The following is a 25,344-nucleotide window of genomic DNA, read 5'->3' as shown; positions in this document are numbered from 1 at the left end:
GACATGCCGACTTTCGATTTCAAGCAACTGGATGTGTTCAGCCGGGTTTCGCTCAAGGGCAACCCCTTGGCGGTCGTGCTCGGCGCCGATAGCCTCACCGACCAGCAAATGGCCGACTTCGCCAACTGGACCAACCTCAGCGAGACCACGTTTTTGCTGACGCCGCGGGATCCACGGGCGGATTATCGGGTAAGAATTTTCACCACGCTTAAAGAGCTGCCGTTCGCCGGGCACCCGACCCTGGGCAGTTGCCATGCGTGGCTGCAGGCAGGCGGCGTGCCCAAGGGCGAGGAGATTATCCAGGAGTGCGAAATCGGCCTGGTGCGTGTCCGTCGCCAAGGTGATGAACTGGCGTTTATTGCACCGCCGTTGTTGCGCACAGGGCCGGTGGAAGCGCCCCTGCTGGAGCGCGTGCGCCTGGGGTTGGGCCTGGCACCTGAGGCCATAGTGCGCAGCCAGTGGGTGGATAACGGCGCGGACTGGCTGGCGGTGATGCTGGCCGACCGCGAGCAGGTGTTGGCCTTGCAGCCCGATTACGCGCAATTGCACGGCCTGGCCATTGGCGTCATCGCGCCCTGTGACCCGGCGCGTGACGAGGTGGACAGCCACTTTGAAGTGCGCGCTTTTATCGCCGGTGACGGCGCCCAGGAAGACCCGGCCACCGGCAGTTTGAATGCCGGTGTTGCCCAATGGTTGCTGGCCGAAGGCCTCGCGCCCGAGCGGTATGTGGTCAGCCAGGGCACCGCGATTGGGCGTGCCGGGCGAATTCACGTGGAGCGCCAAGGTGATGAAATCTGGGTGGGCGGCGCAGTGGCGGCGTGCATCGAAGGGCGAGTCCAGCTCTAGATCAATATATTGTTACGGCCCACGCAATACACTATTGGCCCCTGGGCGTTTGTGCTGCGGGGGCCAAGGGGCATAAGCTTTTGCCCCAACTATTCTGCCGCTATTCAGGAAAGCCATGACCAGCCAGTTCCCCCAAGCCCGTCCTCGCCGCCTGCGCCGCTCCCCGGAGCTGCGTGGCCTGTTCCAGGAAACCGAATTCACCCTCAACGACCTGGTACTGCCGATTTTTGTCGAAGAAGAAATCGACGACTTTGTGCCGATTACCAGCATGCCGGGCGTGGTGCGTATTCCTGAGAAAAAACTGGCCGGTGAAATCGAGCGTTATGCCCGTGCCGGGATCAAGTCGGTGATGACCTTCGGCGTGTCCCACCACCTGGACGCCAACGGCAGCGACACCTGGAAAGAGCGCGGCCTGGTCTCGCGCATGTCCTCGATCATCAAGGACGCCGTGCCGGACATGATTGTGATGTCCGACACCTGCTTCTGCGAATACACCGACCACGGCCACTGCGGCGTGATGCACGGTGCCCACGTCGACAACGACGCGACCCTGGTCAACCTCGGCAAACAAGCCGTGGCCGCCGCCCGTGCCGGCGCCGATGTCATCGCACCGTCGGCCGCCATGGACGGCCAGGTCCAGGCCATTCGCCGTGCCTTGGACGACGCGGGCTTCACCCATATCCCGATCATGGCCTACTCCACCAAATTTGCCTCGGCCCTCTACGGCCCATTCCGCGAAGCCGGCGGCAGCGCCCTCAAGGGCGACCGCAAAAGCTACCAGATGAACCCAATGAACCGCCGCGAAGCCGTACGCGAGTCCCTGCTTGACGAACAGGAAGGCGCCGATGCGCTGATGGTCAAACCGGCTGGCGCCTACCTCGACATCATCCGCGACATTCGCGAAGCCTCACGCTTGCCGGTGGCGGCGTATCAGGTGAGTGGCGAATACGCGATGATCAAGTTTGGCGCCCAGGCAGGCGCAATTGATGAGGCCCGAGTGGTGCGCGAGACGTTGGGGTCGATCAAGCGGGCTGGCGCGGATTTGATTTTTACGTATTTTGCGATGGATTTGGCGTTGGCTGGGATCTGATTTTGGGTTTTGGGCCTGTGGCGAGTGAGGTTGCTCGTCACAGGAGCTTGAAGCTATGCATACAGTGATTCAGACCATCGTGTGCGATACGCAATTTGCTCGTTAATGTCGTTTGTGAGTTCATTTTCTTCATAATCGAATATACGAACGAGCTTCGCGTCCGGATCACCTAGTTTTGTTTCGTAAGCAACCAATCCACTAGACATTTGTGAGCACATTGCCGAAGGATATACATTGATTTTAGCGCCTTTACAGAGGAATTTTATGTCGCTAAAGTCTTTTCTCATTAGGCCGAAACATATATAGATGTCAATGTCGGTGTAAGTTTCTTTTACGCCGTTCGCGAACGTTATCGAGAGCGTTGCTGTTTTTCCATCACACTCGATGGTCGCATTTTCGCGAATCGAATTTCTGATTGTGGTGATCTCTAATTTTTTCACGTTCTAACTTCTATTGGGATCAATCAGGTCAACCTCGGCAAACAAGCCGTAGCCGCCTGCGTCGGCGCCCATGCACGGCCAAGTCCAGGCGACCGGCCGCGTACTCGACGACGCTGGCTTCACCCAAATCCAAATCATAGCGTTGGCCGGGATCTGATTTGGTTTGTAGGCCTGTGGCGAGTGAGTATCTCGCCACAGGGTTGGTATTGACTGATTTCGTCAGTCGTTACTTTCTTTTGGATCAAGGGCTTCAGTTCGATCTGCACCTATAGACGTTATCCATTCTTTGTAAAAATTATATTGCTCGTTTGGATCGCTCGTGAGGTTATGTTCTTCAAAGTCAAATATGTTGACCAAATCTTCTCGTGTAGCGCGTTTTCCAAGAGTTAATTCATAAGCAACCATTCCTCCACTCATCTGCGAGGCCATGCTAGAAGGCCTGACATTGATTTTTGCGCCTTTGCAAAGAAACTTTATATGAGGGAATTCTATTCTAACTTTTGCCAAGCATTTGTACATGTCTTCTGCTGTGTATACTTTCGCAAAATTATCTGCTTCGGAAAACTTTAACTTTATATGGGCTGAGTCATACTTGAAAGTGACGTATTTTTCTACACCATTTACTATGGCTTTGATTTTTTTTGTTTTCATTTTATTTTCCTGTTTGGGTTTGGAATCGAATATCCCACATAGCTGCCATCTCGTTTCATAGGCGTCGCACCCAAAATGTCTTCTGTATTTATCTTGCTTTGTATAGCTATTTCGGCTTCATTGTCAAAAGGAGCTAATTTTCCTAATTCTTTGTTAACGTCACGACCGGGAATCTTTTTTAGCGCGTAGAGAAAGCCTTTTCGAGTTCCGTATTCGGTCGCAAAATCAATTCCGATAAGTTTCGAGGGAGAAGTACTTATGAAGTTGCTCGGTGGGTTGTTGCTGTCGAGCGCGTGCAAGTATAAGTCATTGCTGTCGCCCTTGCTTTTAAAACCATATTGAAAAATACGGTCTGGAGTTTTGTCATCGCCACGGAATAAGTATTCGCTGTTGCTGGCTGGCTGTTTGGGCTCTCCCTTGTTTACTTTCGCTTTGGCGATGTCTACCGCTTCAGATTTTGATTTACAGCCATGCTCACCAGGGCACGAGTTCAAACCTAGCGGATCCACCCACCCTGTTGGATTGGGCACATACCGGTACGCGTTAATCCCACCCGCCAGCTTCACCGGGTCCGGCGTCAGGTAACGACCAATATCCGGATTGTAGTAGCGATGGCGGTTGTAGTGCAGCCCGCTTTCCGCATCAAAATATTGGCCCTGGAAGCGCAGCGGGTTATCGATTTTTCTGATGTCTAGGCGGGCGATTTCACCGTAGGCGCGGTAGTGCGCGGACCAGACGATTTCGCCTTCGGGATTTGTCAGTTCCTGCGGCGTGCCGAGGTGGTCGAGTTGGTAGTGGAAGGGCTTGGTGTCTTCAGGGCCAAAACCTTCCAGTAGTGCTAGCGGCCGGAAACTGTCTGGCTCATAGAGGTAGCTGCGATGGCAGTCCGCGTGGTGTTCTGCCACCAGCTTGTCGCCTTGCCAGAAAAACTCCGTGGTTATGTCGTTAACGGTTTTGCTGATCCGCCGCCCAAACGGGTCGTAGCGGTAGCTGGCGGTTTGCCCGTTGGGTTGGGTAATGCCAATCAACCGATGCTGGCAGTCGTAGCGGTATTCCGTTACGAGCTGATGACCCTTGCCACGTCGCTGCCGGATCAAATTGCCGAAGGCGTCGTAGTCGTAATGATGATCGCCCTGGATCATCAACCTGTTCCCCGCCACGATGTCCGGTCCGGGGCGGTCTTGCATGAGCAGGTTGCCGGCCGGGTCGTGGCCGAAGCGTTCCTGTACGTCTTGCGAGTGATCGGCGCGGGTCAGGCGGGCGAGGGGGTCGTAGTGGTAGTGGTGTTCGCCTTTGCGGGTGTCGAGCAGGCGGGTGAGGTTGCCAGCGTTGTCGTAGTCGTATTGGCGTTGGTAGAGCGTGTGTTGCTGTTGGCTGACGGCGTGGGCGTGCAGGCGGTTCTGGTCGTCGTAGTGGTAGTGGCTGAGGAGCTGCCCTTGCTGGCGTTGGTGTTCGCGGCCGGTTTTGAACAGGTGTGAGGTGAGGGTTTCGCCGTTCAGTTCGACGGTGGAAAGGTGGCCGCCTTTGTCGTGGTTGAATACCAGCCGGTTATTGTCCGGCAGGCGCAGTTTGTGCAGTTGGCCGCAGGCGTCATAGCCATAGCGTAGGGTGCCCCAGCCTTGGTGCTCGGCAGTGAGGCGGTTTTGTGGGTCGTATTCGTAGGCCAGCGCCCAGTGGCCGTCGTCGACGCTGAGGAGATTGCCCTGGCGGTCGTAGGCATAGTCGACAACATTGCCGTCTGGCAGGGTTTTTCTTATGAGGCGGCCGGCGTGGTCTCGCTTGTAACGGGTAACGAGCTGACTGCCGTCGTCGCCGTGTTCGGTTTTTTCCGCCAGGTTGCCGTTGAGGTCATACACGTAAGCCGTGCGCTGGCCGTCAAAGCCGATTTCCTGCTGGATCAGGCCGTTGGGGTGGTAAGCAAGCTGGTAGGTTTCGCCCACCTCGTTTTCGATCGAGGTCAGCAGCAGGCGCGCGTTGTCGTAGCGGTAGTTGACATGGCTGCCATCGGCATTGATACGACGGCTGATCAGGTGCAGGCCGTCGGCGTATTCGTAACGGGTGATATGGCCGAGTTCGTCGTGTTCGGCGGTGATTTTTCCGTAGGCGTTGTAGCTGTATTCGCGTGTTGCGCCACCAGGCAATACGACGCGAATCAACCGCCCCACGCTGTTCCACTGATACTGGGTCAGCGCGCCCCGTTCATCCTCGCGGGCAACCTGCCGACCAAGGTCGTCATAGCGATAACGCTTGATACCCCCATTGGGCAGCAGCTCCTCAAGCAGCTGCCCGCGCTCATTCCAAACCAGCCGATGGCAACTGTTATCGGGAAACCAAACCCCCGTCAGTTGCCCATATTTGTTGTAGCTATAGTCCGTAATATTGCCGTCAGGATCCGTCTTACGCGTGACGTCGCCCTGATCATTGCGCTCGTATTTCCAGACGGCGAGACCACGCCTTACGACCCGTACGAACCCGTTGTCATGCTCGTAGGACGTCGGCTCGTCATCCCCCGGAAACATCGCTACCAAGCGTCCGGCTTCGTCGTACTGATACGCCGTCACCGCTCCAAGCGGATCCTGCTCGACCGTCAGCCGGCCCTCGTCGTCATAGGATTTGAAGTGTTCAGCGCCGTCCGGATCAATGCGCTGCACCAGCCGCGCACGGTCATCATGAACATACACTTCCCGGCTGCCATCGGCGTTATGCACCGTGACACGGCCGTCATCGCCCCAGGCATACCGCGTATCCATCTGCGAAAAGCTGGCCCAATGCCGAACACACCGAGCGGCCTTGCCAGCCCGTTCCCATTCCCAAAAGAAACTCGCCCCACCGGCCAGCCCGCGCTCAAGAATGACGTGCTGCTCGTCGTAGCGATAAACCTCGCTTTCGCCTACAGCATTGGTCGCAGAAACCAGTCGGCCAAGGTCGTCATAGGCGTAGGAAACAACCTTCTGCTCCGTCACCCATTCAAACGGCTCATGCCCTTTGGCCCGATGAACTTGATAGTCCACCGCCACAATGCGGCCCAACTCGTACCGCAGAAACAGCGAGCGACCCACACCGTTATCCAGCCGCTCAACCCGCCCCAAACGATCGTGAAAAACTCGCAGCCGGTTGTCATACGCATCGCTGATGGCAACCAGCACGCCGTTGTGGAAGTGATAAAACCGCGATGCCTGAGCCAGCACCAACTCATCGGGCACGTCACCCAAATAGATCGCCGCTTCGGCCAAGCTATTGGTAATCGCCGGTAGATTAGCGGAGGGCAGCACAAACTCAGTACGGCGATTCTCATGATCCGTCCACACCACCGAATCACCCGAAACCACCAACCGCTGCGCCAGCGAATGACTCCAGCCAAACCCCAACCCGCAATCGACTTCCACCGCACTGGTGCGATACACCCGCGTCCACTCAAACGGCAAAATCCCGTCCAACGTGCCATCGGTGAGGGTCAGCAATTCCTCGCCGGTGACCATCGAAACGGGGCAACCGTGGGTGACGGTTTTGTCCGCAGGGGCCGCCGCATCGCCGTTCAGGTTCTTGCCCGAAGCCGGCACATCATCCACAGGTTCCTGGCGCACCAACGCGGTCTGCTGCGTCTTGCTGCGCACCGCCGGCACCGGGTTGGCAACCAACTGATCCCCAGCCTTCAGCGGCGCAACCGGCACGGTCTTGATCGGCGTCGGGGCACTGCTCAGCAACAAGGGTTTAACCGCCGCTACATGTGGCTCCAATGTCGGCCCCACATGCTGTTTTGCCAGCAACTCGAGCAAACTCCGCGCCCGTCCGGACTTGATGTGCCCGAGGACTTGAGTGCCCAGGCGTACTGCCACGCCCATGCCCGCCGTCGCCCGAATCAACAGCAAGTTGATCAACACCTCGCCGGTGATTTCGCCCATCAACTCCTGCATGTCTTGCGGCGGCAGCAGGCGCATCCAGCTCACCATTGCCGACACGTAAATGAACAACAGCGGCTCATCGCTGAGTACCAGCAGGCCGTTGGCGATCGCGTCATTGCTGAGTGTCAGCAGCTCATCAAGCTCGGCCTGGGAGATGTACTTGAGCAACTTTTCGCTGTTGGGCTTGATGTCCGCCAACATGTCAAACAGCTGCGTCAAGTTGTCCCAAAGGGTGTAGAGCGCCGTGCCCATGCCATTGAGAGCCGCTTTCTCCAGCATCCTGCGTTGATCAAGCGGTTTGGCGTCGGTATAAATTCTCCACTGCGCTTGGAAGGTGTCGTTCCACGCTTTACGCAGGCGCTCTTCCAACCCCGCAATCACTGTCTGATAAGACGCGTACAGTGCCTTGACGTGATCTTTGGAAACATCGGGGTAAAAACTGATTCGGTACGATTGATTACGATCACACTCGGTGATTTCGAGAATGCCGCTGGGGCCGATGGTGTGGTGGATCGGCTCGCCCAATGGGCCGCCGTTGGGATCGACGCGTTGCAGCACCACCGGCGTATTGCCGATAGGCACGAAGCGCTTGCTTTGGAACATATGCACCAGGGTCAACGTGCCATTGGCCTGGCACGTGGCAACGGTGCTGCTGGGAATGATGGAGCGGTTGATCGGGGCGACCAGCGCCACCTCATCCCCGACCTTGAACACCTGCTCGACATCCAGCGCCGAGAAGCTCCAGAAGCTCGACGCCCATTCGTCAAAGGTATTCAGGCATTCGCGAAAATCACGGAAGACGCTTTCAACGTCGACCGTCTTCACGTCCATTGGGGTCAGGGCCAGCCTGCCAATGGCCGGGTTCAAGCGCTAGCCCTTTTGGCCCGGGCTCTAACTAACAAAACCATCTGCAATCCCTCGCACTGTGTGATCAGGCGAAGGACTTTGCAGCGGTTTTCAGGAAGGATCTGTAGAGCTTATCCGGGTGTTGGGTAGGAGGTTTCGCTAGTTCTTGTCAGCGCTGCGCAAACGCCAGGTTCAACCCCAACCCCGCAAAGGCTGCGGCAAAACTGCGGCGCAACCAATTCTGTACCCGTGGTGACTCGATCACGGCACGGCGAAACACATTGGCCAGCAGGCCGTACACCACAAACACCGCAAACGTCATCGCCATGAAAACGCCACTTAGTACCAGCATCTGCACAGCGGGCGCCGTGCTGCCGGGGGTGACGAATTGCGGCAGGAAGGCCAGGAAGAAAATCGTCAGCTTGGGGTTCAGGATATTCAGCAGAAAGCCGCGCAGCATCAGGCTGCGTGCAGTCGCGACCGCTGGTGTGTCGCTCATGGCGAAGGCCGAGCGGTCACGCCAGGTGGCATAGGCCAGATACAAAAGGTAGGCCGCCCCAGCGAATTTCAACGCCTCAAAGGCCAGGGCGCTGGTATGCAGCAGGGCGGAAAGGCCCAATATCGATGCGAGCAAGTGGGGAATGATCCCGGCAGTACAGCCCAACGCAGCGAACAGGCTGGCACGCTTGCCGGCAGTGAGGCCGGTGGACACGGTAAAGATCACCCCAGTGCCGGGGATCAGCACGACGATCAGGCAGGTGACGAAGAAGTTCAGGCTGAGCATGGCATTCAAACTCCTTGTACGAATGGTCGATGACCGATCCTGTCACGTTCAGTGATAACTGGCGAGTGCAACAGGTCGTCGAACCCCGGTTAGACTTACCTGTCGATATCCGCACAACCGGCCCGTCGTTATTCAAGGAAACCCCATGTATTCAAGCCGCCTGATCCTGTGCCTCACCACCTTGCTGGTGCTGGCCGGCTGCTCCACGCCACGCGGCCCGCAGCAGCCTGAGCGCAGCGAGGCCGAGGTGAAGGCGCAGATTGTGCGGCTGTTACCGGCCACGGTGGCGGACCGCAACGGCTGGGCCAAAGACATCTACACCGCCTTCGACACCCAGAAAATCTACCCGAGCAGCGAAAATATCTGCGCCGTGCTGGCGGTGACCGAGCAAGAGTCCACCTATCAGGTAGACCCGCCGGTGCCGAACATGGGCAAGATCGCCCAGGATGAAATCCTGCGCCGCGCCGGCAAGGTCCATGTGCCGGCCTTTGTGGTGCGTACCACGCTGCAACTGCGTTCGCCGACCGGCAAGACTTACGCCGAGCGCCTGAATGCCGCGCGCACAGAGAAAGACTTGAGCGGCATTTTTGACGATTTCATCAGCATGGTGCCCCTGGGTAATACCTTGTTCGGCGGCTTTAACCCGGTGCACACCGCCGGCCCCATGCAGGTCAGCATCGATTTTGCGCAGCAACACGCCCGCGATTATCCCTACACCGTGGATGGCACAATTCGTCGCGAAGTCTTCACCCGTCGTGGCGGCATGTACTTCGGTATCACGCATCTTCTCGGTTACCCGGTGAGCTACGACCAGCCGCTGTACCGCTTTGCCGATTTCAACGCGGGGTGGTATGCCAGCCGCAATGCCGCGTTCCAGGCTGCTGTCAGTCGAGTCAGCGGCACCGAGCTGGCGCTGGATGGGGACCTGATTCGTTATGGCTCACTGCTGCCCGGCACCACCGAGTTGGCGGTGCGTTCCCTGGGCGCGAAGCTGGATATGCGCAACCCCAGCATCCGCAGCCAGCTGGAAAAGGGCGAGCAGCTCGACTTCGAAGAAACCACCCTCTACAAACGCGTATTTGCCCTGGCCGACAAGGCTGCCGGCAAGCCTGTGCCGCGCGCGATTTTGCCGGGCATCGTGCTCAAGAGTCCGAAGATTACCCGCAACCTCACCACCGCGTGGTTTGCCAAGCGTGTGGATGAGCGCTATCAGCGTTGCATGAAGCGTTAGCTGATTGTTGATCATTGGCTTGGCTGATCTTGATGGTGAACTTGGGGAGGCTGGGGTACACCTCGTGTTTTGGCCAAGGAAGAGCTCGCCATGATCACTTACACCGTGCCCGAAGGCTTTGTCTCGCTGCCACGCAGCAGCCCGTTGCTCGACCTGTTAGGTCCGGCGTATTGCCGGGGTGAAGGGTTGCAACTGGAAATCGGCCTGCGTGCCGACAACCGCCACGCCAATGGGCGCGGCACGGTGCACGGTGGGGTGTTGGCAACGCTGGCGGATGTCGGCATGGGCTATGCGATGGCGTTTTCCAGCGAACCGCCGTTACCGTTGATAACCGCTAGCATGACCCTGGACTACCTGGGTGCCGTGCAGGTGGGGGAGTGGATTGTGGTGCGGCTGGAGCACCACAAGCGTGGCCGGCAGATGGCGTTTGCCACCGTGAGCCTGCAAGTGGGGGACAAGGTGGTGGCACGGGCGAATGCGGTGTTTGCGGTGCCTCACTCTCACTGACAGTGAAGATCAACTGTGGGAGCTGGCTTGCCTGCGATAGCGGTGTATCAGGTAACAACTGCTTGGCTGACACGCCGCTATCGCAGGCAAGCCAGCTCCCACATGTAGATTGTGTTTTTTCCGGAAACCCGGGCAAAGAAAAGGCCCGATTTTCGTGGAATCGAGCCTTTTCTCGTGTTGCTCTTGTTGACTGGGGCTGCTGCGCAGCCCAACGGGAGCAAGCTCCCTCGCCACAGTTAGCCTGTTGCTCTTTAGGTCAACTGCGCTCGAGCGCCAGGGCTACGCCTTGGCCGCCGCCGATGCACAAGGTGGCCAGGCCTTTCTTGGCGTCGCGCTTGATCATTTCATGCAGCAGGGTCACCAGCACGCGGCAGCCTGAGGCGCCGATCGGGTGGCCGATGGCGATGGCGCCGCCATTGACGTTGACCTTGTTCGCATCCCACTCCAGCTCTTTGCCCACCGCCAGAGATTGCGCGGCGAAGGCTTCGTTGGCTTCGATCAGGTCCAGGTCACCCAGGCTCCAACCGGCTTTGTCCAGGCAGCGGCGGGTAGCCGAGACCGGGCCGATGCCCATGATCGCAGGGTCCACGCCAGCGTTGGCGTAGCTGGCGATACGCGCCAGCACCGGCAGGCCGAGAGCCTTGGCTTTTTCGGCGCTCATCAACAAGACAGCGGCGGCGCCGTCATTGAGGCTGGAGGCGTTGCCGGCGGTGACGCTACCCTCTTTCTTGAACGCGGGCTTGAGCTTGGCCAGCGACTCGGCTGTGGTGCCGGCGCGCGGTTGCTCATCCACGGCGAAGGACAACGGATCACCCTTGCGCTGTGGAATCAGGATCGGAGTGATCTCATCGACAAACCGGCCGGCTTCGATAGCGGCGGCGGCTTTCTGCTGGGAGGCGGCGGCGAAGGCGTCCTGGGCTTCACGGCTGATGCCGTACTTGTCCACCAGGTTCTCGGCGGTGATGCCCATGTGGTAGTCGTTGAACGCATCCCACAGGCCGTCAGTGATCATGCTGTCGAGCATCTTGGCGTGGCCCATGCGCAAACCGGTGCGCGCAGCGGGTAATACGTACGGCGCCAGGCTCATGTTCTCCATGCCGCCGGCGATGATCACCTCAGCGTCACCACAACGGATGGCTTGGGCACCCAGGTGCAGGGCTTTGAGGCCCGAGCCACAGACCTTGTTCAGGGTCAAAGCCGGCACCGCATGGGGCAGACCCGCCAGAATAGAGGCCTGGCGCGCCGGGTTCTGGCCGCTGCCTGCGGTCAGTACCTGGCCGAGGATCACTTCATCGACCTGAGCCGGGTCCAGACCGGTCTGCTCCAGCAGGCGACGGATCACGGCCGCGCCCAACTCCGGTGCCGGAATGCTGGCCAGCGCTCCTTGAAAGCTGCCCACGGCGGTGCGGGTGGCAGCAACAATCACGACGTCTTGCATGGAATCTGTCCTCACTGGAAGTGCATTTCTGGAACGTGGTCCGGGACGATCAGTTTACCGGCGGTCTTGCTCACAATCTCTTCAACGCTGACGCCAGGTGCGCGTTCCTTGAGGACAAAAGCGCCATTTTCGATTTCCAGGTATGCAAGGTCTGTCAGCACGCGCTTGATGCACTTGGCGCCGGTCAGCGGCAGGCTGCACTGGCTAAGCAGTTTGGACTCCCCGTCCTTGGACGCGTGGGTCATGATCACGATGATGTTTTCTGCACCGGCCACCAGGTCCATGGCGCCGCCCATGCCTTTGACCAGCTTGCCGGGAATCATCCACGACGCGATGTTGCCCTGCACGTCCACTTCAAATGCGCCGAGCACGGTGAGGTCGACATGCCCGCCGCGAATCATTGCGAAGGATTCGGCAGAGGAGAAGATCGAGGCGCCGATGCGTGCGGTCACGGTTTGTTTGCCGGCGTTGATCATGTCGGCATCGATGGTTTCTTCGGTCGGAAACGGGCCCATGCCGAGCAGGCCGTTTTCCGATTGCAGCATCACTTCCATGCCTTCGGGGATGTAGTTGGCCACCAGGGTCGGGATGCCGATGCCGAGGTTGACGTAGAAACCGTCCTGCATTTCGCGGGCGACGCGTTGAGCCATTTGTTCGCGGGTAAGAGCCATGTGTTGTCTCCTTATTATTTGGGCTGGCGGATTATTTGCGGACGGTGCGCTGTTCGATGCGCTTCTCGAAGGTGCCGCAAATGACTCGGTCGACGTAAATCCCTGGGGTGTGGATATGCGCCGGGTCCAGCTCGCCCGGTTCGACGATTTCTTCCACTTCGACCACGGTGATCTTGCCCGCAGTAGCCGCCAGCGGGTTGAAGTTCTGCGCGGTATGGCGGTAGATGACGTTGCCGAAGTGGTCGGCTTTCCAGCCTTTGACAATGGCGAAGTCGCCGGTGATGGACTCTTCCATCAGGTACGGGCGACCGTTGAACTCGCGGGTCTCCTTGCCTTCGGCCACCGGAGTGCCGACGCCGGTGGCGGTGAAGAAGGCCGGGATGCCGGCGCCGCCTGCGCGCATTTTTTCGGCCAGGGTGCCTTGGGGCGTGAGCACCACTTCGATTTCGCCGCTGAGCAGTTGCTTCTCGAACAGCGCGTTTTCACCGACGTAGGAGGCGATTACCTTGCTGATCTGCTTTTCTTCCAGCAGTACGCCCAGGCCAAACCCGTCAACGCCGCAGTTGTTGGAAACCACGGTCAGGTCGCGGGTGCCTTTGCGCTTGATCTCGGCGATGAGGTTTTCTGGAATGCCGCACAGGCCAAAACCACCGGAGAGCACGGTCATGCCGTCTTCCAGGCCTGCCAGTGCTTCTTCATAGGACGCCACGCGTTTATCGAAACCTGCCATATGCACCTCTTTTATTGTTTGTGGGCCAGCCAATGAACTGAGTGTTGCGCCGACGGATTGATTTGTTAAGTTGTTTTTTAAGGTTGATTGGTTTGAAAAACAGCATAATCAGCTTTAAGCAGCAAGCTTCACGGAGAAGCGACGGCTGCTTTTGCTTGCCGCTTTCAACTTGCAGCCTGGAGCTTCCTATGACCGTCAAACAGATGCGTGCCTTTCTCGCCGTGGCCCAAAGCCTGAGTTTTGCCGCCGCCTGCGAGCGCCTGCACCTTTCCCAGTCGGCGCTGAGCCTGACCATCAAGGGCTTGGAGGAGGGCCTGGGTGGGCGCCTGTTCAGCCGCAATACCCGCAACGTCGCACTGACACCCGAAGGTGAATCGCTGCTGCCGTTGGCGCGCCGGTTGATTGCCGACTGGGACAATGCCGAAGACGAACTGCGTCAACGTTTCACCCTGCAGCGTGGCCGCGTCACCGTGGCGGCGATGCCTTCGTTTGCCGGCAACCTGCTGCCACCGATTCTTAAGATATTCCGCGCACGTTACCCGCAGGTGAATGTGACGGTGCATGACCTGATCAATGAACAGGTGCTGGAAATGGTCCGCGATCGCCAAGTGGAGTTGGGCGTGGCGTTCGAGCCATCCGAAGGTTCGTCCCTGGCATTCACGCCTTTATACCTGGACCGGTTTATTGCGGTGGTGCCCGGTGATTCGCCCTTGGCGCAATGTACCGAAGTCGACTGGAAAACCCTGTTGGAACACCCGTTCATCACCCTGCAACGGCCCTCGACGGTGCGCGTGATGCTGGAGGAGCACCTTGGGGCCTTGCAGATGAAATTGCCGGTGGCGTTGGAAAGCCATCAATTGGCCACGGTCGGCAAGATGGTTGCCAGTGGCCTGGGTGTCAGCGCCGTGCCTGCATTGTGCGCACGTCAGATGGAGGAGGCGGGCGCCCATTGCATCACCTTGAGCGACCCGGTGATCGAGCGGCCGATTGGCGTGCTCACCAAACCTGGGCATGAGTTGTCGGCGGCGGCGCAGGTGTTGTTTGATATTTTTCGCGACGAAGCGGCGAAGGGACGTTTCCCGACGTTTTGAGCGTGCCACAAAACAAATGTGGGAGCTGGCTTGCCTGCGATAGCCAGTTAACATTCAACAAAAGTGTTGGCAGTTAAACCGTTATCGCCGGCAAGCCAGCTCCCACAGTGGGCAAGTTTTACTCAGTAGTAGCGGTCGATCACTTTAACTTGCGAGTTATCCTTGAAAGATGCCCAGGCATTGTTAAGTGTGTCGAATACTTGCTCAATGAAGTTTCGATCGGCCGCCGCTTTCTTGCCGACATAACCCTGGCCGCGGCGGTACATCTTCAGGCGCGCCGCGAGTTCACGGTGAGTGCGGTCAAACTCGGCTTCTTCGGTGTGGGGCGCCAGGCAGTCAATTTTGACTTCGCCCGACTTGCCAACCCACAGGATATGGTCGTCGAGTTTGTCTTTTTGCGCTGCGAACATCTCAGCCAATTCATCGATAGTTGGTTGGTTGTTCAGATTCATGTGTAAGCCCCTTGACCAGTTGGCGATCTATCAGTTGGTTCGTTAAAACTGCTTAGTTGTCTCCGGTTCCGAAAACCGGGCGTCAGTAACGGTCTGCCGAATACGGGCAGGGTCTTGAACCTGATGCATGTAGTCTTGCTGATGAGCGGCTACGTAATGGTTTCATCACGAAGACAAGCAGCGTTTGAGCTCCTTGTACCGATCCTTGCGGGCCGGTCAGCTTCATCAATCTGCCTTGTGGGCAGTGCACATCCGGAAAAAACAGCTCGGCGGTCAGACGAGCTTGTTCAAAACGCGTGTTACCAACGCTCCCGATCCGGGAGACGTCTCGATAATGCAAGGACAAAAAGGTTACGTCAACGATTATGTAGTGATTATTTTTAGTCACTACATAAATTGCTGAGGGGACGGGAGAATGCGGGAAAACGTGACTTGGGCGTCATTTTTTGTGCGGTGGGTCTCGGTGGGCAGATAGCCAATCCGACGCGAAAACCCTGTGGGAGCTGGCTTGCCTGCGATCGCGGTGTGTCAGCCAAAGAGTTGTTAACTGATACACCGCTATCACAGGCAAGCCAGCTCCCACAGTTGGATTTTCGGTGGTTTTGCTAACTCAGTCGTTCGGCCAGCAGAGGCAACAACCGCTCGCATGACGCCTGGATTTTCACCTGCAACAGCTCATCCCCACGGGTCTTGCCCAGGTTGATGGCAATTACCGGCTTGCCTTGCTCCACCATCGCCTTGCACAGACGAAACGCCGAATAGGCCATTAGCGAAGAACCCACCACCAGCAGCCCGTCTGCATGCCCCACGGCGGCCATGGCCCTGGCTGCCGTAGCCGGTGCCACGTTCTCGCCAAAAAACACAACGTCTGGCTTCAAGCGCTCGCCATTGCAATGGGGGCAGCGAGGAACCTGGAAGCGTTCTTCAAAGGTCGGATCGAGCAGGGTGTCACCGTCGGGCGCCTGCACCGCGTGGACCTGCACCAGGTAAGGATTGTCGATTTCCATCTGCCGCTGAATCACATCGCGGGTACTGCGCTGCTGGCAGTCCAGGCACAGCACACGATGTAGGCTGCCATGCAGTTCGATCACATCATGGCTGCCGGCCTGATCATGCAGGGTGTCGACGTTTTGCGTGATTAGCCCGCTGATACGGCCACGCTGCTGCAGCGTGGCCAGCGCCAGATGAGCCTGGTTCGGCTGCGCAATACGCACCCGTGGCCAACCCAGCATGGCGCGTGCCCAATAGCGGCGACGCGCTTGCGCGGTGGCGAGGAATTCCTGGTACATCATCGGCGCCTTGCCACGGCGCACGCCTTCGCTGTCGCGATAATCCGGGATGCCCGATGACGTGCTGATACCTGCACCGGTCAAGACCAAAAAGCGTCGTTCAGCCATGGCCCGGTACAGGGTGTCGAGGTGATTTTCTTGATGGTCCAGCGTATCGAGCATGGGTTCCCCTATTCGCCGCGGATGTATTGCTCCAGCTGTTTGATCAGGTCGGCCTGTTCGGCAATGGCCTCTTTTACCAAGTCACCGATGGACAGCAGGCCCAGCAGTTTGCCGTCTTCGACCACGGGCAGGTGGCGCAGGTGACTGTCGGTCATGATGTTCATGCATTCTTCGACACTTTTATGGGTATCCACGGTGATGACCGGTGAACTCATCACCTCATGGACCTTTGTGGTAACCGAAGAGAGTCCCTTGAGGATGAGTTTGCGGGCGTAATCACGTTCGCTGATGATTCCGACAACCGCGCCGTCTTTGACCACCGGCAAGGCCCCGACGTTTTTCTCTGACATCCGCACCAGCGCCTCAAAGACCGTGTGGTCCCATTGAATGGTATGGACGTTCTGGTTCTTCTGGTCCTTGGCTTTGAGCAGTTGTGCAACGGTTTTCATGGCGGCCACTCCGGTGTTGTTATTAGGAAGTCAGCGAGTCCCTTACAGAATCCTAGACGGGCTACAGCGCCGCAAGGCCCAAAGCGGCGTTAAACCCGTCGAAAAACGTCATTCGCCGGATTATTTCGCTATTCAGCCGGCACTTTTCGGCTTTTTCGCCCGCTTTGGAGCGCCTGTCGTCTTGCGCGGTGCAGCCTTGCGCTTGTTTTTCCACGGCGTAGCACCTCGGCCTGCCGTGCTGGCTGGGCCGGTGATGGTCATGCGCATGCCATTGCAGCGTGCCACTTGTTTGCTCATCCAGGCCGCCTGCTTGGCGACGAATTCTTCCAGGCTCATTTCACCGCTTTGCACCATGTCCAGCGCCTGCTCCCAGATCGCGGTGGTGCCTGGGTCGGCAATCGCCCGAGGCACCGCGTCGATCAGGCTGAACGCCGCCGGAGTGGCTGACAGTGCCTTGCCGTTTTTGACCAGATAACCCCGGTCGAGCAAACCCTGGATAATCCCCGCGCGGGTGGCTTCGGTGCCGATGCCGGTGGTGTCCTTGAGCTTTTGCTTGAGCAGCGGGTCTTCCACCAGTTTGGCGACGTTTTTCATCGCCTTGATCAGGTCGCCCTCGGTGAAGGGCTTGGGCGGCTGGGTCCAGAGGTCCTTGAGGTTGACCTTGGCCACCGCGTAATCCTGGCCTTGCACCAAGGTCGGCAAGGCCTGTGGTGCAGGAGCTTCACGGCCTTTGGCAGGCGCCAGCGCCTCGGGCAGGGCGCGTTTCCAGCCCGGCTCGATGATGACTTTGCCTACCGCGCGCAAGGCTTGGCCGGCGCAGTCGAAATCCGCCTGGGTGCGATCGTATTCATGGTTGGGCAGGAACTGCGCCAGGTAACGCGCGCGAATCAGCGTGTAGACCGCACGGTGTTTGCCGGCCAGTTGCGCGACGTCCTTACCGGCACCCGTAGGAATGATGCCGTGGTGCGCGCTGACCTTGGCGTCGTTCCAGGCCCGCGAGCGGCGTTGCGGGTCGATATGCGGCATCAACTCATTCACCGCCGCATCCGCGCGGGCCAGCGCGGCCAAGATCTTCGGCGCATCACTGTGTTGGCTGAGCGGCAGGTAGCCGCAATCGCTGCGAGGGTAGGTGATGACTTTGTGGGTTTCGTAAAGGGACTGCGCGATGTCCAGGGTTTCCTGGGCGCCGAGGCCGAGCTTTTTGGAACAGATTTCCTGCAACGTGCCGAGGTCGAAGGGCAGGGGCGCCACCTCGCGCACGCGTTCGGTACGCAGTTTGACCAACCTGGCGCTGGCGGCGTTGGTCATCGCATCGGCAGCATCGCGAGCCAGTTGCGGGTTAAGACAGCGGCCTTGATCGTCGCAGGCATCCTCAGCGGCCCGCCATTGAGCCGTAAAGGTCATGCGCTCATGCCGCAAGTCGACATCAATGGCCCAGTAAGCCACCGGCACAAAGTCGGCGATGCTGCGGTCGCGGTCCACCACCAGGCGCAAGGTCGGGGTTTGCACGCGGCCCACCGGCAATACGCCTTGATACCCGGATTGACGCCCGAGCAAGGTAAACAAGCGACTCATGTTCATGCCGATCAACCAGTCGGCGCGTGAGCGGCCGAGGGCCGAGTGATACAGGCTGAAGGTTTCGGCGCCGGGTTTGAGGGCGGCGAGGGCTTTGCGAATGGAGGCGTCATCCAGCGCCGACAGCCACAAACGCTGGATCGGCCCGCGATAGCGGCAATGCTCCACCAACTCACGGGCGATCATTTCGCCTTCGCGGTCGGCGTCGGTGGCGATCACCAGTTCCTGAGCTTCCCCGAGCAAACGCTTGACGGCCTTGAACTGGCTGGCGGTCTTGGGCTTGACCAGCATCTTCCATTTTTCCGGCACGATTGGCAGGTCGGCCAGCACCCAGCGCTTGTATTTGGCGTCGTAGGCGTCGGGTGGGGCGGTTTCCAACAGGTGACCGATGCACCAGGTGACTGTGACCCCGTTACCCAGCCAGCACCCGTCGCCACGCCGACTGGCGCCGAGTACGGCCGCGATATCCTTGGCCTGGGAGGGTTTTTCACAGAGGTACAGCCGCATGGTCATCACATCAAATCGGGTCGATGCCTTGCAGGATGCTCAGTCAAAGGCAATTGAGCAACTGTTATCTGTATGGATGTACAGCTTTAAGTTTCAAGCTGCAAGCTGCAAGTAGAAGCCGATCAGCTTGCAGCTTGCAGCTGACTCAATTGTTATTGATGTCTACGTTCTTGGTTTCTTTCAGGCAGAACAACCCCACAATCAAGCTCACGCCGGTCACCACCACCGGGTACCACAAGCCGTAGAAGATATCGCCGGTGTACACCACCAAGGCAAACGACACGGTCGGCAGGAACCCGCCAAACCAGCCGTTACCGATGTGGTAGGGCAGCGACATCGAGGTGTAGCGGATGCGCGTCGGGAACAGTTCCACCATCAGCGCTGCCAACGGGCCGTAGCACATGGCGGCGATCAGGATCAGCACCACGATCAGCACCACCACCATCACTTTGTTGACCTGGGCCACATCCGCCGAGGTCGGGTAGCCGGCCAGGGTTACCGCGCCGCGCAGGGCCGCTTCATCGTAACCGTCGATACGCACATCACCCACGCTCACCTTTACCGGGCTGCCGGCTGGCGCGGCGGCGCTGCTGTAGGGCAGACCTTGCTTGACCAGGAAGGTCTTGACCTTGTCGCACGGGCTGTCAAAACGCGCCTTGCCCACCGGGTCGAACTGGAAGGTGCAGGTGGCCGGGTCGGCCAATACGGTAATCGGCGCCTGGTGGCTGGCCTGGTCCATCGCCGGGTTGGTGTAATGCGCCAGCCCTTTGAAGATCGGAAAGTACAGTGCGGTGGCCAACAGCAAGCCGAGCATCAGCACCGGTTTGCGCCCAACCTTGTCCGACAGCCAGCCAAACAGGATGAAGAACGGCGCGCCGATCACTACGCTGATAATCAGCAGCATATTGGCCAGGGCCGGGTCCATCTTCAGGAACTGCGTGAGGAAGAACAGCACATAGAACTGCGCCGCATAAAAGGTCACTGCCTGCCCACCGTTGATGCTGAACAGCGCAATCAGCACCACCTTGAGGTTTTCCCATTTACCGAAGGATTCGCGGATCGGCGACTTGCTCGCCTTGCCTTCCTCTTTCATCTTCAGGAATGCCGGCGACTCATGCAGGCTCATGCGGATCCAGGTGGAAATGCCCAGCAGCACAATCGAGAACAGGAACGGAATGCGCCAGCCCCACACCTCGAACTGGTCGCCGGTGAAGTAACGGCAAGCCAGTACCACCAGCAGCGACAGCAGCAAGCCAAGGGTGGCCGTGGATTGAATCCAGCTGGTGTGCAGGCCGCGTTTGCCGGCCGGTGCGTGCTCGGCCACATAGGTGGCTGCGCCGCCATATTCACCGCCCAACGCCAGGCCTTGCAGCATGCGCAGCACGATCAGAATGATCGGCGCCGCAATGCCGATGCTGGCATAGGTCGGCAATAGCCCGACACAGAAGGTCGCGACACCCATCAGGATGATGGTGACCAAAAACGTGTACTTGCGCCCGATCATGTCGCCCAGGCGGCCGAACACCAACGCACCGAACGGCCGCACCACAAAGCCTGCGGCAAAGGCCATCAGGGCAAAGATAAACGCTGTAGTGTCATTCACCCCGGCAAAAAATTGCTTGCTGATCACCGCCGCCAGGGCGCCGTAGAGGAAAAAGTCGTACCACTCGAACACCGTCCCTAAAGACGAGGCGAAGATGACTTTCCTTGATTCGCTGCCGGTGCTCGCCTTGACGGCCGAGCCCAGGGGTTGAGCATGTTCTGACATCGGGTATCCCTCACAGTGATTATTTATTGTTGTTCCACTGTCGGCGCCGGGTGCGGCGCCGCTATTCAGATTGCATGAACCGTTTCTCTCTGCGGGGCGAGACTCCTTGTGTTCGGCGAAAGCATCAGCTGCGCTGCCTTTTCCGCAATCATCAGTGTAGGTGAGCAGGTGTTGCCGGATGTAATGCGTGGCATCACCGAGGCATCGGCAATACGCAGGCCCGGCACGCCATGTACGCGCAGTTGCGCATCGACCACTGCATCTTGGTCATCGCCCATGCGGCAAGTGCCCACCGGGTGGAAAATCGTCGTGCCGATACGCGCGGCGGCTTCATGCAGTTGTTCTTCGGTTTGCAGCGCGTCGCCCGGCAGGTATTCCACCGGCTTGAACTGGCTCAAGGCCGGTGCGGCGACGATGCGGCGGGTCAGGCGGATCGCGTCGGCGGCCACGCGCAAATCTTCGGGATGGCTGAGGTAGTTGGGCCGTATCAGGGGTGCATCCGCCGGGTTGGCGGAGCGAATATCAATGCGGCCACGGCTTTGCGGGCGCAGGTCGCACACCGACGCGGTGAATGCCGGGAAGGCATGCAACGGCTCGCCAAAACGCTCCAGTGATAGCGGCTGCACGTGGTATTCAAGATTGGCCGTAGTCTGTTCCGGGCCGGAGCGGGCGAAGGCGCCAAGCTGGCTGGGCGCCATGGACAACGGGCCACTGCGGTCATACAGGTAGCGCAGGCCCATGCCCATTTTGCCCAACAGGGTGCCGGCGATCTGGTTCAAGGTGCGTGCGTTTTCCAGCTTGTAGATCAGGCGCAGTTGCAGGTGGTCCTGCAGGTTGCCACCGACACCCGGCAGTTCATGCAGCACGTTGATGCCCAATGGCTTGAGCACATGGGACGGGCCAATCCCCGAGCGTTGCAGGATACCCGGCGAGCCGACGGAACCGGCGCACAGGACGATTTCCTTGCGTGCCTTCCAGCTCAGTTGTAGCCCATGTTGACGCCCGACCACGGCCGAAGCGCGACCGTTTTCCAGCACTACACGGTCGACTTCCACTTCGGTCAGCACGGTGAGGTTGGGGCGCTGGCGGATCGGCTTGAGAAACGCCTTCGCCGCGTTCCAGCGCACCCCGGCCTTTTGGTTGACCTGGAAGTAGCCGCAGCCTTCATTGTCGCCCTGGTTGAAATCGCTGATCGGCGCGATACCACTCTGCGCCGCCGCATCGCGAAAGGCATCGAGGATCGGCCAGTGCAGGCGCTGTTGCTCCACGCGCCATTCACCGCCGTCGCTGTGAAATTCCGAGCCGCCGGCAAAATGGTTTTCGCTCTGTTTGAACAGTGGCAGCACGTCTTTCCAGGCCCAGCCGGGGTTGCCTGCGGCGGCCCAGCCGTCGTAATCCTGGGCTTGGCCGCGCATATAGATCATGCCGTTGATGGACGAGCAGCCGCCCAGCACTTTGCCGCGTGGGTAACTCAGTGCACGGCCTTGCAGGCCTTCCTGGGCTTCGGTCTTGAAGCACCAGTCGGTGCGTGGGTTGCCGATGCAGAACAGGTAACCGACGGGGATGTGGATCCAGGGGTAATTGTCGCGGCCACCGGCTTCGAGCAGCAGCACGCGGTGGGCGGGGTTGGCGGACAATCGATTAGCCAGCAGGCAGCCTGCGGGGCCGGCGCCTACGACGATGTAATCGTATTCAGCAGTTGCAATGGGCATCTGAGGTCTCGCTTGTTTTTCTTATTGGCCCCATCCTAGTTGTTAGTTTTCGTCTTAAAAATGTTAGTTTTTACCCAGCTGCTGTGCGTTTTTAAACAGCGGCACTTAAACCTCGAAGCAACGTTATGCCTGTGGCGAGCGAGCTTGCCACAGTAAGCGCCAGCCACAGGTGCCGGGCCAGGCATTAGAAGGTACATTTGTCCAAGGGAGGCGACATGTTCGACTGGAATGACCTGCGGTTTTTTCTTGAGTTGCAACGCAGCGGCCGCCTGCTCACCGCTGCACAGCGCCTGAAAACCACGCACGCTACCGTGGCCCGGCATATCGAGGCCATCGAGAAAAGCCTCGGCACCGCGCTGTTCGTGCAGCATGCCCAGGGTTACGAACTGACGCCTTCCGGTGAAGCCCTGCTCAAGCACGCCGAGGCCATGGAAAACGTCGCGTTGCTGGCCGAAGACGAACTCACCCATTCCGCTGCGCCGCTGGGCAAGATCCGCCTTGGCGTGGCTGAGGGGTTGGGCGTGATGTTCCTCGCCAGCCGCATGGGCGGGCTGTTCGAGCGTTATCCGGGGCTGGAAGTGGAACTGGTGGCGGTGCCGCGCTTTGTGAGCATTCTCAACCGCGAAGCGGAAATCAGCATCCACCTCGAACGCCCCAGCGTTGACCAACTCGTCACGCGCAAACTCACCGACTACCGCCTGGCGCTCTACGCCAGCCGGGCTTATCTTGAGCGCAACCCGCCGATTGAAAAACGCGAGGACCTCGCCGCCCATGCATGGATCGATTACGTGGATGACCTGCTGTTCAGCCAGGAACTCAAGTTCCTCAGCAGCTTTTGCCGCAACCCCAAAGTGGTGTTCCACAGCACCAGCGTGATTGCTCAACACCAGGCGGCGCGTTCGGGATTGGGCATTGCGGTGCTGCCGTGCTTTATGGCTGCTGGCGACCCGGACCTGGTGCCTTTGCTGCCGGCAGAAAGCATCCAGCGCAGCTACTGGATCAGCTCGCGCCGGGAGCTGCACAAGTCAGTGCGGTTGCGGGTGTTGTGGGATTATGTGATGGAGTTGTGTGCGCGCGAGCAAAGCTTGCTGTTAGGCGAAACCCACTGAAGAAACCGGATAAAAAAATGTGGGAGCTGGCTTGCCTGCGATGAGTCCCTGTCAGTCAACTTATTTGTTGAATGACACACTGCAATCGCAGGCAAGCCAGCTCCCACATTGGGTTTGTGTTGTGTCAGTGAGGGGTTAGAGCTTCACCACCTGATGCACCTGCTCAGCACACGCCCGCGCCTCGTCAATCATCTTGCCAAACGCTTCACTGGCGACTTCTGCATGGGGCAGCCAGCGTATCTTTTGGCTCAGGCGATAGTGATACTGCAGGCCGTTATCCATAAGCTTGCCGTCCAGATCCAGGTCATACCAGGGCGAGCGCACCTGGCAGCCGGGGATGGCTTTTTCCATCTGCCCACCGGTCAGCGTGAAACGGTAGTCGTAGGTTTCGGGGTTGCCCAGGTAAAGGTCGGCTTGTTGATCATGGCGACGGTAGTTGATGAAACCATCCCAACGGCCTTTGAGTGACTCGTCGGTGTAGACGTAGTCGTTCGCGAGCTTTTCCAGCGCGCGCTGGTCGTTCATGCTGGCGTTGACGGTGTAGCCGTCGTGCACCACGAAGGCGGTGGGTTGGCGGGTGATTTTACAGTCGCTGATTTCGTTGCCAAAGTTGCCGCAGATGTTCTGGTCGGTGGCGGTGGTGCCTTGCTGGCGGTCGGCGACGCTCATTTGCATCAGCGGCAGGCGGCTGAAGGTGATGGTGGCCTGGGTGGCGCCATTGCCTTGTTTGTCGAAGTGCACTTTTTTGTCCAGGCGCAGGGTAGTTTCCGGGCGTTCCAGCGGGATCTGTTCTTCGCGTACCTGGCCCTGAGCATCATTGACCAGCGCCCAGCGGTCTTGAATGTCGGGCATGGTCTGGCCGGGTGCGAACACCGGGTTGGTCGGGTCGAGCCACCAGACCTGGCCATCGACTTCGGCACGCACGATGGCGTGGTTCGCTGCATTGGTGCCGGGGATCAACAATGAGAACGCCACGTCGCCACGGCTGACCCAGGCGGTTTCGGCCTTGATGCCGCTGGCCTTGAGCATTGCGGTCAGCAGGATCGCCAGGTCTTTGCAGTCGCCATAACCATGCTGCTCGATTTCCGCCAGGTTGAACGGCACATAACCGCGCTCGGTAGCGCGCCAGTCGCCCAGGTAGCGGTAGTGGTCGTTGATGTGCTGCATCAGCGCTTCGACCTGTTGTGCCGGCGCCAGGTTGCGTGCGGCAGCTACGGCCGCGGCCGCTTGCGCCGGCAGGTTGGCGCCGAGGATCTGGTTGTAACGCTGGGCGAAATCACCGAAATACGCCTGGCGTTCCAGGGCGCTGCCCACTTCCAGGCGCGGGATGCGTTGCAGCGCGGCGCTGGAGGATTCGTTGATGTAATTGAGATAGGTCGGTTTTTTTTGCACCACGTCCAGGGTTTTGCCATTGGCAGATGCCGTTACTTTGAAACCGTCGAACAACTCACTGCGCCACTGGATCGGGCGCTCGGCGGTAAAGCGCGCCTTGACGTGGTCGCGCCGGAATGCGCTGGGGCCAAACATGATTGCGTAGTGAAACTGGGTCACCAACGGTTTGGCGGCGCGACGTTCGCGCACGGTGTAGCGAATTTGCGTGCCTACGCGCAGGTTCGGGAAGGCCAGCGAGGTTTGCTTGTAGCGGCTGAAGCCCTGGTCCGGGTTGGGCGCGGTGCGCGTGTCGATTTGCGCGGCGTCCAGCGCGACCGGCTTGGCGCCTGGTTGGGTGGATTGCGCGCTGATCACTTCAAAGGTGTCGCCTTCGGAGTAATCGAAGTCGATGCGCGAGAGCATTTCGCGGCCGCTGGGCTTGAGGATGGTGTAGTGCTGGGTTGTAGTGCAGTCGGTGCTGGCGTCGCGGTTGAAGTGGCAGTGCAGCTCGGTGTCGCTGGCCAGCGGGGCTTCGGCCATGGGTTGCAGGGCGGCACTGACACCGTGGGAAACCAGCCCCAGGCTCAGGGCAAGCAAGGGGCTTTGAAACGAAAAACGATACAAGCGGTACATTGGCGCCTCGGGTGACACAGTGGAACAACTACCCGATGGGTAGTGAGAAGGCGACAGATGATAATGGATCGCAACAACAAAAGCCAGGAT

At 59.1% G+C, this 25,344-nt stretch carries 20 protein-coding genes; 6 read left to right on the top strand and 14 right to left on the bottom strand.

Going from position 1 to position 25,344, the window contains the following annotated elements; all coding sequences use genetic code 11:
* Positions 1 to 3: 3 nt before the first annotated feature.
* Positions 4 to 846, top strand: a complete 843-nt coding sequence (locus ACQY47_RS04075; protein WP_017137780.1) for a PhzF family phenazine biosynthesis protein — start codon at positions 4 to 6, stop codon at positions 844 to 846.
* A gap of 115 nt (positions 847 to 961) precedes the next feature.
* Positions 962 to 1,936 (top strand): porphobilinogen synthase, encoded by a 975-nt coding sequence (gene hemB / locus ACQY47_RS04070; RefSeq protein WP_069786976.1) that lies wholly within the window; start codon positions 962 to 964, stop codon positions 1,934 to 1,936.
* A 53-nt stretch (positions 1,937 to 1,989) separates the two neighbouring features.
* Here the strand turns inward: hemB and ACQY47_RS04065 are convergent, their stop codons facing one another.
* From ACQY47_RS04065 to ACQY47_RS04050, 4 genes are all read right to left on the bottom strand, one after another.
* Positions 1,990 to 2,376, bottom strand: a complete 387-nt coding sequence (locus tag ACQY47_RS04065; RefSeq protein ID WP_236448000.1) for a hypothetical protein — start codon at positions 2,374 to 2,376, stop codon at positions 1,990 to 1,992.
* Between the two features lie 219 nt (positions 2,377 to 2,595).
* Positions 2,596 to 3,027 (bottom strand): hypothetical protein, encoded by a 432-nt coding sequence (locus ACQY47_RS04060; RefSeq protein WP_017137783.1) that lies wholly within the window; start codon positions 3,025 to 3,027, stop codon positions 2,596 to 2,598.
* Positions 3,024 to 7,760 carry an RHS repeat-associated core domain-containing protein gene (locus ACQY47_RS04055; RefSeq protein ID WP_428557339.1) on the bottom strand — a complete coding sequence of 1,579 codons (4,737 nt, stop codon included), beginning with the start codon at positions 7,758 to 7,760 and terminating at the stop codon, positions 3,024 to 3,026. The genes ACQY47_RS04060 and ACQY47_RS04055 overlap by 4 nt, the downstream gene beginning before the upstream one ends.
* A 184-nt stretch (positions 7,761 to 7,944) precedes the next feature.
* The gene (locus ACQY47_RS04050; RefSeq protein ID WP_017134642.1) at positions 7,945 to 8,559 is read right to left on the bottom strand and encodes a LysE family translocator; all 615 of its coding nucleotides are present in this window, start codon (positions 8,557 to 8,559) and stop codon (positions 7,945 to 7,947) included.
* A gap of 145 nt (positions 8,560 to 8,704) precedes the next feature.
* Between ACQY47_RS04050 and ACQY47_RS04045 the strand changes: the two genes are divergently transcribed.
* Together ACQY47_RS04045 and ACQY47_RS04040 are read left to right on the top strand one after the other, a co-directional pair.
* A complete protein-coding gene (locus tag ACQY47_RS04045; RefSeq protein WP_099547657.1) occupies positions 8,705 to 9,790 on the top strand; it encodes a DUF1615 domain-containing protein in 1,086 nt (361 codons plus the stop codon).
* 90 nt (positions 9,791 to 9,880) lie between these two features.
* A complete protein-coding gene (locus tag ACQY47_RS04040; protein ID WP_428555910.1) occupies positions 9,881 to 10,297 on the top strand; it encodes a PaaI family thioesterase in 417 nt (138 codons plus the stop codon).
* A 256-nt stretch (positions 10,298 to 10,553) separates the two neighbouring features.
* Here the strand turns inward: ACQY47_RS04040 and ACQY47_RS04035 are convergent, their stop codons facing one another.
* The 3 genes from ACQY47_RS04035 to ACQY47_RS04025 are packed head-to-tail and all read right to left on the bottom strand — an operon-like array spanning position 10,554 to position 13,136.
* A complete protein-coding gene (locus ACQY47_RS04035) occupies positions 10,554 to 11,735 on the bottom strand; it encodes an acetyl-CoA C-acetyltransferase (protein WP_017135010.1) in 1,182 nt (393 codons plus the stop codon).
* An 11-nt stretch (positions 11,736 to 11,746) separates the two neighbouring features.
* A complete protein-coding gene (locus ACQY47_RS04030) occupies positions 11,747 to 12,406 on the bottom strand; it encodes a CoA transferase subunit B (RefSeq protein ID WP_017135011.1) in 660 nt (219 codons plus the stop codon).
* A gap of 31 nt (positions 12,407 to 12,437) precedes the next feature.
* Complete coding sequence (locus ACQY47_RS04025) at positions 12,438 to 13,136, bottom strand: CoA transferase subunit A (RefSeq protein ID WP_017135012.1); 699 nt, start codon at positions 13,134 to 13,136, stop codon at positions 12,438 to 12,440.
* 188 nt (positions 13,137 to 13,324) lie between these two features.
* Here ACQY47_RS04025 and ACQY47_RS04020 point away from each other — a divergent pair, with 188 nt between their 5' ends.
* Positions 13,325 to 14,227, top strand: a complete 903-nt coding sequence (locus tag ACQY47_RS04020) for a LysR family transcriptional regulator (protein WP_017135013.1) — start codon at positions 13,325 to 13,327, stop codon at positions 14,225 to 14,227.
* A 122-nt stretch (positions 14,228 to 14,349) separates the two neighbouring features.
* On the opposite strand, the gene ACQY47_RS04015 is transcribed toward ACQY47_RS04020, so the two are convergent.
* From ACQY47_RS04015 to ACQY47_RS03990, 6 genes are all read right to left on the bottom strand, one after another.
* Positions 14,350 to 14,679, bottom strand: a complete 330-nt coding sequence (locus ACQY47_RS04015) for a hypothetical protein (RefSeq protein WP_017135014.1) — start codon at positions 14,677 to 14,679, stop codon at positions 14,350 to 14,352.
* 605 nt (positions 14,680 to 15,284) lie between these two features.
* Positions 15,285 to 16,130, bottom strand: a complete 846-nt coding sequence (locus tag ACQY47_RS04010) for an NAD-dependent protein deacetylase (RefSeq protein WP_170038749.1) — start codon at positions 16,128 to 16,130, stop codon at positions 15,285 to 15,287.
* Between the two features lie 8 nt (positions 16,131 to 16,138).
* Positions 16,139 to 16,579: a CBS domain-containing protein gene (locus ACQY47_RS04005; protein WP_428555903.1), complete on the bottom strand. Its 441-nt coding sequence runs from the start codon at positions 16,577 to 16,579 to the stop codon at positions 16,139 to 16,141.
* Positions 16,580 to 16,711: 132 nt separating this feature from the next.
* Positions 16,712 to 18,661 (bottom strand): DNA topoisomerase III, encoded by a 1,950-nt coding sequence (locus tag ACQY47_RS04000; RefSeq protein WP_428555900.1) that lies wholly within the window; start codon positions 18,659 to 18,661, stop codon positions 16,712 to 16,714.
* 145 nt (positions 18,662 to 18,806) lie between these two features.
* Complete coding sequence (locus ACQY47_RS03995) at positions 18,807 to 20,429, bottom strand: MFS transporter (RefSeq protein WP_428555897.1); 1,623 nt, start codon at positions 20,427 to 20,429, stop codon at positions 18,807 to 18,809.
* A 65-nt stretch (positions 20,430 to 20,494) separates the two neighbouring features.
* A complete protein-coding gene (locus ACQY47_RS03990; protein ID WP_428555894.1) occupies positions 20,495 to 22,141 on the bottom strand; it encodes a GMC family oxidoreductase in 1,647 nt (548 codons plus the stop codon).
* Between the two features lie 215 nt (positions 22,142 to 22,356).
* Here ACQY47_RS03990 and ACQY47_RS03985 point away from each other — a divergent pair, with 215 nt between their 5' ends.
* Entirely contained in the window at positions 22,357 to 23,250 is an 894-nt protein-coding gene (locus ACQY47_RS03985; protein WP_428555891.1) for a LysR family transcriptional regulator, read from the top strand.
* 135 nt (positions 23,251 to 23,385) lie between these two features.
* Here ACQY47_RS03985 and ACQY47_RS03980 read toward each other — a convergent pair whose 3' ends face one another.
* Positions 23,386 to 25,245 carry a DUF3857 domain-containing transglutaminase family protein gene (locus ACQY47_RS03980; RefSeq protein ID WP_428557338.1) on the bottom strand — a complete coding sequence of 620 codons (1,860 nt, stop codon included), beginning with the start codon at positions 25,243 to 25,245 and terminating at the stop codon, positions 23,386 to 23,388.
* Positions 25,246 to 25,344: the final 99 nt, after the last annotated feature.

The organism is Pseudomonas edaphica (assembly GCF_965277385.1).
GTDB classification, from domain to species: domain Bacteria; phylum Pseudomonadota; class Gammaproteobacteria; order Pseudomonadales; family Pseudomonadaceae; genus Aquipseudomonas; species Aquipseudomonas edaphica.
This window is presented reverse-complemented; position numbering and strand designations above follow the sequence as displayed.